Origin of the sequence: Bradyrhizobium sp. AT1 (assembly GCF_001590795.1) — a bacterium.
GTDB lineage: Bacteria > Pseudomonadota > Alphaproteobacteria > Rhizobiales > Xanthobacteraceae > Bradyrhizobium.
In genome coordinates this window covers 6524248-6534908 of record NZ_JXDL01000001.1, presented here as the reverse complement: position 1 = coordinate 6534908, position 10661 = coordinate 6524248, and the positions used below count along the sequence as shown (strand labels likewise).

The 10661-nt window shown below is 63.9% G+C and carries 11 protein-coding genes; 10 read left to right on the top strand and 1 reads right to left on the bottom strand.

Translation table 11 applies throughout. The features are described from left to right. Window positions 1-76: 76 nt before the first annotated feature. Window positions 77-334, bottom strand: coding sequence for a DUF6894 family protein (locus SE92_RS30290; RefSeq protein WP_063201799.1), 258 nt, complete (start codon window positions 332-334; stop codon window positions 77-79). Window positions 335-586: 252 nt separating this feature from the next. Between SE92_RS30290 and pqqA the strand changes: the two genes are divergently transcribed. The 10 genes from pqqA to SE92_RS30240 all read left to right on the top strand — a co-directional run bounded on the left by pqqA (window position 587) and on the right by SE92_RS30240 (window position 10587). Continuing rightward, on the top strand, window positions 587-667 hold the full coding sequence (gene pqqA, locus SE92_RS30285) for a pyrroloquinoline quinone precursor peptide PqqA (protein ID WP_007595659.1): 81 nt from the start codon (window positions 587-589) through the stop codon (window positions 665-667). A 133-nt stretch (window positions 668-800) separates the two neighbouring features. Beyond that, window positions 801-1730, top strand: a complete 930-nt coding sequence (gene pqqB, locus SE92_RS30280; protein ID WP_063201796.1) for a pyrroloquinoline quinone biosynthesis protein PqqB — start codon at window positions 801-803, stop codon at window positions 1728-1730. Window positions 1731-1747: 17 nt separating this feature from the next. Continuing rightward, a complete protein-coding gene (gene pqqC, locus SE92_RS30275; protein WP_063201793.1) occupies window positions 1748-2503 on the top strand; it encodes a pyrroloquinoline-quinone synthase PqqC in 756 nt (251 codons plus the stop codon). A gap of 11 nt (window positions 2504-2514) precedes the next feature. Next, window positions 2515-2826, top strand: a complete 312-nt coding sequence (gene pqqD / locus SE92_RS30270) for a pyrroloquinoline quinone biosynthesis peptide chaperone PqqD (RefSeq protein ID WP_063201790.1) — start codon at window positions 2515-2517, stop codon at window positions 2824-2826. Next, complete coding sequence (gene pqqE / locus SE92_RS30265) at window positions 2823-4022, top strand: pyrroloquinoline quinone biosynthesis protein PqqE (RefSeq protein WP_063201788.1); 1200 nt, start codon at window positions 2823-2825, stop codon at window positions 4020-4022. Before pqqD ends, pqqE begins: the two co-directional genes overlap by 4 nt. Beyond that, a complete protein-coding gene (gene pip, locus SE92_RS30260; RefSeq protein ID WP_063201785.1) occupies window positions 4012-4992 on the top strand; it encodes a prolyl aminopeptidase in 981 nt (326 codons plus the stop codon). The genes pqqE and pip overlap by 11 nt, the downstream gene beginning before the upstream one ends. A 13-nt stretch (window positions 4993-5005) precedes the next feature. Next, window positions 5006-5683 carry a DUF4286 family protein gene (locus SE92_RS30255; protein ID WP_063201783.1) on the top strand — a complete coding sequence of 226 codons (678 nt, stop codon included), beginning with the start codon at window positions 5006-5008 and terminating at the stop codon, window positions 5681-5683. Window positions 5684-5918: 235 nt separating this feature from the next. Further along, window positions 5919-7718: an FAD-dependent oxidoreductase gene (locus SE92_RS30250; protein WP_063201780.1), complete on the top strand. Its 1800-nt coding sequence runs from the start codon at window positions 5919-5921 to the stop codon at window positions 7716-7718. After that, window positions 7688-9535: a 2-oxoacid:acceptor oxidoreductase subunit alpha gene (locus SE92_RS30245; protein WP_063201777.1), complete on the top strand. Its 1848-nt coding sequence runs from the start codon at window positions 7688-7690 to the stop codon at window positions 9533-9535. Before SE92_RS30250 ends, SE92_RS30245 begins: the two co-directional genes overlap by 31 nt. Further along, entirely contained in the window at window positions 9532-10587 is a 1056-nt protein-coding gene (locus SE92_RS30240) for a 2-oxoacid:ferredoxin oxidoreductase subunit beta (RefSeq protein WP_063201775.1), read from the top strand. The genes SE92_RS30245 and SE92_RS30240 overlap by 4 nt, the downstream gene beginning before the upstream one ends. Window positions 10588-10661: the final 74 nt, after the last annotated feature.

Here is a 10661-nt window from a genome sequence, read left to right as displayed (position 1 = left end):
GGGGTTCTCGCTTGCGGAGACACCCTCTCCCCAGCCCTCCCCCGCAAGCGGGGAGGGAGCGCACCTCGCGTGCCGCTTAATGCCTTGTCGCGGACGGGTCGGGGATGTCCAGCAGGGCCTCGGTGAAGGGAAACTCAAGCACGATCTCGCCTTCGACGTCGGTGACCTCGATCACCGCCTCCATCAGGGCCCGCTGGGCCCCCTCGGACTTCACCACCTCCAGGATCATCTGGCGGGCGACCTCCCAGGCGCGGTCGGGGTTGCGCAGCTCCTCGCCCTCGGGATCCACGATCAATTCGTCGCCGATGCGGGTGTTGAAGAAATATTTGGGCATCACGAAAGATCCAGTTTGGGTCGCCTGTATCGGATTGAAAGCTGCACTGCACTCACAACTGCTTTATCAGGACAGGGTTCGCGACCGAATGCGCCGGACGCAAGGCAGCGCCTCAGAAGTGGTGTTCCCGAAGTGGTTTTTCGCGCCGCAACATGGCGGTTCTCGGGAAAATTTCACTGGCGAACTTCTGCGCGCGCACTAACTTAATGACTGGGCGGATACGTCCGATTTCGCGAAAATGGAGTGCCAAAAATGGCCTGGAAAGCCCCGAAGATCGTCGAAGTGCCCTGCGGCATGGAAATCAACATGTATGTGAGCGCCACCCGCAAGTAAGCGGTTGGTGAGTTTGCGTTCTGCGCAGGTGGATCTTTCGGCCCACGTTCGTCCGGTCACGATCCGTTTCCGGAAGACAAGAACCGTGTCGGCCTGAGGTCCACCTGGCGACGTTGCCTCCAGGAGACGGATCATGCTTCGCGTCGTCGTCCTGGGCGCCGCAGCCGGCGGCGGAGTGCCGCAATGGAATTGCGGCTGCGAGGGCTGCCGGGCGGCCCGAGAGAACGGTCATGAGCTTCAGCGGACCCAGGCGTCTGTCGCCTTCAGCGGCGACGGCGAGCATTGGTTCCTGATCAACGCCTCCCCCGATCTGCGCCAGCAAGTGAATGCCACGCCGCAGCTGCACCCCAAGGGCGGGATGCTGCGCCATACGCCGATCGCGGGCGTGATCCTGACCAACAGCGAAGTGGATGCCGTGGCGGGCCTGCTCTCGATGCGCGAGAGCTCGCCTTTCACGATTCATGCGCATGAGAAGGTGCTGGCGATCCTTGCCAGCAACAGCATCTTCAACGTGCTGAACGAGAAGTACGTGCGGCGCCAGCCGATCGCCATCAACGAGCCATTCGAGCCGCGCCTCACCGACGGCGCGCGTTCCGGCCTGGAAGTCTTGCCGTTCGCGGTGTCGGGCAAGTCGGCCTGGTATCTGGAAGGCAAAACGCATCCCGGCGGGGAGAGCGGCGATGGCGACACGCTGGGCCTGAAGGTCACCGACAAATCGACCGGCAAATATTTCTACTTCATCGCCGCCTGCGCCGAGGTCACCGACGCGCTCAAGGCTGAGATCGACGGCGCTTCGCTGGTGTTCTTCGACGGCACGGTCTGGCGCGACGACGAGATGATCAGGGCCGGGCTCGGCCAGAAGACGGGCAACAGCATGGGACATGTCGCCATGTCCGGCGAGGACGGCGCCATCGCACGCCTCGCCGACCTCACACTCGACAGGAAGATCTTTCTGCATATCAATAACTCGAACCCGGCCCTGCTGCCCGGCTCACCCGAGCGCAAGGCCGCCGAACATGCGGGCTGGCAGATACCCGCCGACGGAACGGAGATCGTGCTGTGAATGCGTCAATGGCTGGAATGACTGCACTCTCGGTCGGCAAGGACATCCGGCTGAATTCGGCCGAGGAGCTCGAGGCGACGCTGCGCCATATCGGGGCGACGCGCTATCACAGCCTGCATCCGTTCCACAAACTGCTGCACGGCGGCAAGCTGAACAAGGGCCAGGTCCAGGCCTGGGCGCTGAACCGCTATTATTACCAGAGCACGATTCCGATCAAGGACGCCGTGGTGATCTCGCGCTTCCGCGACCGCGCCACGCGCGTGGAATGGCGCCACCGCATCGAGGACCATGACGGCGATGTCGGCAGCGAAGGCGGCATCGAGCGCTGGATCAAGCTGACCGAAGGCCTCGGCCTCGACACGGCCTATGTGGAATCCACCGAGGGCATCCTGCCGGCGACGCGCTTTGCGGTGGAGGCCTACGTGCACTATTGTCGCGAGAAGAGCCCGCTGGAGGCGATCGCCTCCTCGCTCACCGAATTGTTCGCGCCGAACCTGCATGAAGAGCGCATCGCCGGGATGCTGGAGCATTACGACTTCGTCAACCCCGACATCATGAGCTACTTCAAGCGCCGCCTCACGCAGGCACCGCGCGACGCCAATTTCGCGCTCGACTATGTCAAGACGCATGCCACGACGCCGGAGCAGCGCGCGCAGGTCTGCAATGCGCTGATCTTCAAGACCAACGTGCTGTGGGTGCAGCTCGATGCGCTCCAGCATGCCTATGTCGAGGGCAACATTCCGCCGGGCGCCTTCGTGCCCAAAGCGGGCTGAGAGGAACTGCAATGGCCGGGCCGCGCAATATCAGCGTCAGCGAGGCAAGCCGCCCCGTGCTGCCGCGGCATGCCAAGCTGAAATATGACGAGACCCGGAAGGTCTGGGTGATCCTGGCGCCGGAGCGGGTGCTGGCGCCCGACGACATCGCGGTCGAGGTCTTGCAACTCTGTGACGGCAAGCGCAGTGTCGGCGACGTGTCCGACCAACTCGCGGCGAAATACGCCGCGCCACGCGAGGCGATCCTCGCCGACGTCATCGTCATGCTGCAGGATCTCGCCGACAAGGGCTTTCTGACGGAGGCCCGGGAGAAGACGTCATGACCGACGTGCTCGGCAATCCCGCCATCCCGCCCGATGCGAGCGACAGCCTCGCGGTGCTGGAGAAGCAGCGTTCGACGGCGGAGACGTTCGGCATTCCGCTCGCGGTGCTGCTCGAGATCACCCATCGCTGCCCGCTGCAATGTCCCTATTGCTCCAACCCGGTCGAGCTCGACCGCTCGGGCAAAGAGCTGACCACGGACGAGTGGAAGAAGGTCTTGAGCGAGCTCGCCGAGATCGGCGTGCTGCAGGTGCATTTCTCCGGCGGAGAGCCGACGGCACGGAAAGATCTGGTCGAGTTGGTGAAACATGCCAGCGATGTCGGGCTCTACACCAACCTCATCACCTCGGCCGTGCTGCTGACGCGCGAGCGGCTGAGTGAGCTTGCCGATGCCGGGCTCTGCCATGTGCAGATCTCCTTCCAGGGCATCGAGGAAGGCCTCGCCGATCGCGTCGCGGGCTACAAGGGCGGTCACCGCAAGAAGCTCGAGGTCGCGAAGTGGACGCGCGAGCTCGATTTGCCACTCACCGTGAATGCGGTGATGCACAGGCAGAATTTGCACCAGTTGCCTGACATCATCCAGATGTCCGTGGATCTCGACGCCGACCGGCTCGAGGTCGCCAATGTGCAGTATTACGGCTGGGCGCTGAAGAACCGCGCCGCCTTGATGCCGACGGTGGCGCAGCTGGATGAGTGCACTGAAATCGTCGAGCAGGCGCGCGAGCGGCTCAAGGGCACGCTTGCGATCGACTACGTCGTTCCCGATTATTACGCGTTGCGGCCGAAGAAATGCATGGGCGGCTGGGGCCGGCAGTTCTTCAACATCTCGCCCGCGGGCAAGGTGCTGCCCTGCCACGCCGCCGAGAGCATCACCGGGCTCGAATTCGAGTCGGTGCGCTCCAACCATTCGATCGCCTGGATCTGGCAGAACTCCGAGGCCTTCAACCGCTATCGCGGCACCGGCTGGATGAAGGAGCCGTGCAAGTCCTGCGAATTTCGCGAGATCGATTTCGGCGGCTGCCGCTGCCAGGCCTTTGCGCTGACCGGGGACGCCGCCAACACCGACCCGGCCTGCGCACTGTCGCCGCTGCACGAGACCATCTTCAAGCAGGCGGAAGCCGAGGCCGAGGGCGAGACCAGCCGCTTCCTCTATCGCAACTTCGCCGGCGGCACCCTGGAATCCGAGAATGGGACCTGACGCCGACGCAGGTACCAGGCGTGCCGATCCCTTTGCGCCGCTGACCTCGGACATGCTCGACGTCGGCGACGGCCACGAGCTTTATGTCGAGAGCGTCGGCCGCAGCGACGGCATCCCCGCGGTCTATCTGCATGGCGGCCCCGGCAGCGGGTGCCAGCCCGACCACCGCCGGCTGTTCGATCCCGAGCGGATGCATGCGGTGCTGTTCGACCAGCGCGGCTGCGGCCGCAGCCGACCCAAGGGATCGCGCCAGCACAACACCACGGCGCATCTGATCGCGGACATGGAGACGATCCGCGAAAAATTCGGCTTCGACCGCTGGATGGTGGTCGGCGGCTCCTGGGGCGCGACGCTGGCGCTGGCTTACGCAGAGGCACATCCCGAGCGCGTCTCCGGCATTGCGCTCCGCGCGACATTCCTTGGGACCCGAGCGGAAGTCGAAACGGCCTTCACTTCGCGCCTGTCGCAGTTCTATCCTGCGCTCTACGAGGATTTTCTCAGCGTGCTGCCGCCAGAGGAGCGCGCGCACCCGGTCGAAGCCTATTATCGACGCATCCTCGATGCCGATCCGTCCGTGCACGGCCCTGCGGCGCGGGCCTGGCATGACACCGAGCGCGCGTTGTCCGAGCACAAGTCCGCCAAAACGCGGATCGATCTGGCTTCGCTGAACGTCTGGCGCACGCTGCCTGCAACGCCGTTCATGGAGGCGCATTACTTCATCAACGACAGCTTCATGAGCGAGAACCAGCTGCTGGGGAACGCGGGCCGGCTCGAAGGAATTCCCGGCATTATCGTGCAGGGCCGCTATGATCTGTTGTGTCCTCCTGAGACATCCCACGCTCTCGCGAAAGTTTGGCCTACTTCCGAGCTTCGCCTCGTAGAACAAGCCGGGCATTCGCTCTATGATGCCGGCGTGAGGGATGCGGTGATGAAGTCGATCGCCGACCTCGCATCGAAGATCGGGCGATGAAGGGACAAGAACAATGCCGCTCGCCGGGAAAGGCATACTGCTGACGTCGATGAACATCGACGCGGCCAACGAGGCCGATTTCAACCGCTGGTACGATCGCGAGCATCTCGAAGAGCGCGTCGCGATCGATGGATTCCTGGAGGCGCGGCGCTATGTCGCGCATGCCGCCAATCCGAAATATCTCTCGCTGTACTCGACCACCACGCTCGACGTGCTCGACAGCCCGGCCTACCGGGCTCGGCTCGCCAGCCAGACCGAATGGTCGCGGCGGAGCATGGCGCATTTCAAGGACATGCTGCGCGTGGTCGCGCGCATCACGGTCAGCAACGGCACCGGCCGCGGCGCTGCGCTCGGCCTCGTGCGGCTGCGGCCGACGCCCGACAACGCCGCGCCCTGGCGTGATGCATTGCAAAACAAGCTCAGGCCCGAACAGTGCGACGGCATCATCTCGATGCATCTGCTCGAAAGCGAACCGGAATTGTCGGGCGCGACGGCGGGCATTCCGGCGACGCGCAACGAGGGCGCGCGCGACTGGTTCGTGCTGATCGACGGCACGCATGTCGGCGCGGTCTCGGCTGTCATCGCCGAACGCTTCACGGGTCCCGCTGCTGCGCCCTTCCCGCTCCCTGTCTCCGTCGGCACATACTGCCTGATGTGGGACCTCGCGAAGAGCGACATCGCGCAGGGCTGACGCGCTCGCACGCATCGCAACATGCTGCACCGCACGCGATCGCGCGTGCCGTTAATGCTGTGCGCGCGTAGCTACCATGAAAGGCGGTGATCGCATAAATTTGCCGTTGTACTTGGGAACGGTTCTAATAAGCTAACCCAATGACGTCATTCAGAAACCAGATCGACGCACGTTAAGCGTTCGCCAAGCTCAGAAGAGGCCGCCGGGTCTTTGAGCCTGCGCGGACAGGGTAGGAATGAAACCGACCGATATCGCGGCCCCCGACTACTTTCACAAAGTGGTCGATTGCCAATGGGCCTGTCCTGCGCACACCCCCGTTCCCGAATACATCCGACTGATCGCACAGGGCCGCTATAGCGACGCCTACATGATCAATTGGAAATCGAACGTGTTTCCCGGAATCCTGGGACGCACCTGCGATCGTCCATGCGAGCCGGCGTGCCGGCGCGGACGCGTCGAGGAAACGCCGGTCGCGATCTGCCGGCTCAAGCGCGTTGCCGCCGATTTCAAGGACGACATCAAGCAGCGCCTGCCGAAGCCTACTGCGAAGAACGGCAAGCGCGTCGCCTTCGTCGGTGGCGGTCCGGCCTCGCTGACGGTGGCGCGCGATCTCGCGCCGCTCGGCTATCACTGCACCGTTTTCGACGGCGATCCCGAAGCCGGCGGCATGATGCGCACGCAGATCCCGAAATTCCGCCTGCCCAATTCCGTCATCGACGAGGAGACCGGCTACATCCTGGGTCTCGGCGTCGAGTTCAAAGGCGGCCAGCGCATCGAGAGCATGAAGGCGCTGCTGGCAGAGAAATACGACGCGATCTTCGTCGGCTCCGGCGCCCCGCGCGGCCGCGAGCTCGACATTCCCGGTCGTAAAGAGGCGGCCGCCAACATCCATATCGGCATCGAATGGCTGGCCAACGTGTCATTCGGCCATGTCGACAAGATCGGCAAGCGCGTCATCGTGCTCGGCGGCGGCAACACCGCGATGGATTGCTGCCGCACCGCGCGCCGGCTCGGCGGCGAAGAGGTGAAGGTCGTGGTCCGCTCCGGCTTCGAGGAGATGAAGGCCTCGCCCTGGGAGAAGGAGGACGCGCTCCACGAGGACATTCCGATCCTCAACTTCATGGTCCCGGTCGCTTTCGTCCACGACAATGGCAAGCTCACCGGCATCACCTTCCAGAAGGTGAAGGCCGAATACGATGCCAAGGGCCGCCGCAACCTCGTCCCCTCCGGCGAGCCGGACCAGACCATCGCATGCGACGACGTGCTGGTCGCGGTCGGCCAGGAGAACGCCTTCCCCTGGATCGAGCAGGATTGCGGCATTGAATTCGACAAATGGCACATGCCCAAGGTCGATCCCAAGACCTTCGTCTCGACCAATCCAAAAGTGTTCTTCGGCGGCGATGCCGCGTTCGGCCCCAAGAACATCATCTGGGCGGTGTCGCACGGCCATGACGCCGCGCTGTCGATCCACAAGATGCTGTCGGGCGAGGACATCACCGAGCGGCCGCTGCCCGACGTGCAGGTCTCATCGCAGAAGATGGGCATCCACGAATGGAGCTATGACAACGACATCTCCATCGACAAGCGTTACAAGGTGCCGCATCGCGACAAGGTCGTCGCGCTGAAGGACATCCGCACCGAGGTCGAGCTCGGCTACGACGTCAAGCTGGCGCTGGGCGAAGCCGAGCGCTGCCTGAACTGCGACGTGCAGACCGTGTTCTCGACCTCGCTCTGCATCGAATGCGATGCCTGCGCCGATATCTGCCCGATGGATTGCATCACCTTCACCGCCAACGGCGAGGAAGACGATCTGCGCCAGCGGCTCAAGGCACCCTCGGCGCATCCGGACCAGGATCTTTACGTCTCCTCGGACCTGAAGACCGGGCGGGTGATGGTCAAGGACGAGGACGTCTGCCTGCATTGCGGGCTGTGCGCCGAGCGTTGTCCCACCGGCGCCTGGGACATGCAGAAATATTTCATCGAGATGACCCACGCAGGTTCGACATGTCCGACAAGAAGCCGATCAGCAGCGTAAACGACTTCGTCGTCCGTTTCGCCAACGTCAACGGCTCGGGCTCGGCCAGCGCCAACGAGATGTTCGCGCGCGCGATCCTGCGCCATGGCGTCCCGGTGTCGCCGCGCAACATCTTCCCCTCCAACATCCAGGGCCTGCCGACCTGGTACGAGGTGCGGGTGACGGAAGACGGCCATCTCGGCGCCCGCGGCGGCGTCGACATGATGGTGGCGATGAACCCCCAGACCTGGGACAAGGACGTCGCCGGCATCGAGCCGGGCGGCTACCTGTTCTACGATTCCACCAAGCCGATGCCGTCGACCAAGTTCCGCGACAACATCACCGTGATCGGCGTGCCCTTAACCGCCATCACGAACTCGACCTACACCGATCCGCGCCAGCGCCAGCTGTTCAAGAACATCATCTATCTCGGCGCTCTCTCGGCGCTGCTCGACATGGACCCCAAGCTGATCGAGCAACTGATCGGCGAGCAATACAAGGGCAAGGAGAAGCTGCTCTCCTCAAACGTCCACGCGCTGCATCTCGGCCGCGACTGGGCCTTGCAGAATTTGAAATGCCCGATCGGGCTTCGCGTGAAGAAGTCCGACAAGGTCGGCGACCGCATCTTCATCGAGGGCAACAGCGCCGCCGCGCTCGGCGCCGTCTATGGCGGCGCTACGGTGTGCGCCTGGTATCCGATCACGCCGTCCTCGTCGGTGGCGGAGGCCTTCACCGCGCATTGCAAGAAGTACCGGCACGATCCCGAGACCGGCAAGGCGAAATACGCCATCGTGCAGGGCGAAGACGAGCTGGCCTCGATCGGCATCGTGATCGGCGCCTCCTGGAACGGCGCCCGCGCCTTCACCGCGACCTCCGGCCCCGGCATCTCCTTGATGACCGAGTTCATCGGCCTCTCCTATTTCGCCGAGATCCCGGCCGTGATCATGAACATCCAGCGCGCCGGCCCCTCCACGGGCATGCCGACCCGCACCCAGCAATGCGACATCATCGCCTGCGCCTATGCCTCGCACGGCGACACCAAACATGTGCTGCTGTTTCCGGAGGACCCGGCCGAGGCCTTCGAGTTCGCGGCCGCCGCCTTCGATCTCGCCGAGCGGCTGCAGACCACGATCTTCCTGATGCTCGACCTCGATATCGGCATGAACCACCGGCTCTGCCGTCCGCTGAAATGGGACGACGCCAAGCAGTATGACCGCGGCAAGGTGATGACCGCGGAGATGCTGGACGAGGGACGCGACTTCGGCCGCTATCTCGACGTCGACGGCGACGGCATCCCCTACCGCACCTATCCCGGCACGCATCCGACCAAGGGCTCCTACTTCACCCGCGGCACCTCGCGGGATCGCTATGCGCGCTATTCCGAGGAAGGCTCTGTCTACGCCGACAACATGCAGCGCCTGATGCGCAAGTTCGAGACCGCACAGGATCTGGTGCCGCGCCCGCTGCAGGCCAATGCGGAACGGCCGACCAAATATGGCGTGATCTATTTCGGCTCGACATCGCCGGCGATGGACGAGGCGATCGGCTTGTTGGAAGCGCGCGGGCATCAGCTCGATCGCCTGCGCATCCGCGCCTTCCCGTTCCATTCCAGCGTGGCAAGCTTCCTCGCCGAGCACGATTTCGTCTACGTCGTCGAGCAGAACCGCGACAGCCAGCTGCGCCAGCTCATCGTCAACGAGAACGGCATCGATCCGGTGCGGCTGGTGCCGATCGTGCATTATGACGGCTCACCGATCACCGCCCGTTTCATCGCGAAAGCCATTGGCGACCACCAGGATCACCTCAAGGTGACCCCGCTCCGCAAGGCCGTGTCATGACCTACATCGCAAAGCCGAAATTCCATCATCCGAGCCTGAAGAAGAACGAGCTCGGCTACACGCATCGCGACTACGAGGGCAAGATCTCGACGCTGTGCGCCGGCTGCGGCCACGATTCGATCACCGCCTCGATCATCGAGGCCTGCTACGAATTGTCGATCGAGCCGCACCGGGTGGCGAAGATCTCCGGGATCGGCTGCTCGTCGAAGACGCCGGATTACTTCCTCGGCAATTCGCACGGCTTCAACTCCGTGCACGGCCGCATGCCGAGCGTGCTGACCGGCGCCAACCTCGCCAATCGCGACCTGATCTATCTCGGCGTCTCCGGCGATGGCGACAGCGCCTCGATCGGCTTCGGCCAGTTCGCGCATTCGATCCGGCGCGGCGTCAACATGACCTATATCGTCGAGAACAACGGCGTCTATGGCCTGACCAAGGGCCAGTTCTCGGCGACCGCCGACCGCGGCTCGAAGAGCAAGAAGGGCGTCACCAACACCGACAACGCCATCGACCTCGTCGCCATCGCGCTGCAGCTTGGCGCCACCTTCGTGGCGCGCTCATTCTCCGGCGACAAGACCCAGCTGGTGCCGCTGATCGCGGCCGCGATCCGCCACAAGGGCGCGTCCTTCATCGACGTCATCAGCCCCTGCATCGCCTTCAACAACCACGCCGGCTCGACCAAGAGCTTTGACTATGTGCGTGAGCACAACGATGCCGTGAACCGGCTCGACGTGCTGGTCGGCCGCGATCCGATCGCGGTGGACTATGCGCCGGGCACGGTGCAGATGGTCGAACAGCACGACGGGAGCAAGATCGCGCTGCGCAAGATCGACGCCGATTACGATCCGCATGACCGGCTGGGCGCCCAGACCTTCCTCGCGCGACACGCCGCCAAGGGGCAGATCGTCACCGGGCTCCTCTATGTCGATCCCGATGCGGAAGATCTGCACGAGCACCTCAACACGGTCGAGACCCCGCTCAATACGCTGGAGGCAGACACGCTGTGCCCGGGCTCGGCGGTGCTGGACAAGATCAACGCCAGCCTGCGCTGAGGAGCGGAGCGTGCCCACCACTTTTCGCGATTGAGAGACATCGTGGGCACGGCGCGTCGCGCCTTTGCCCACTC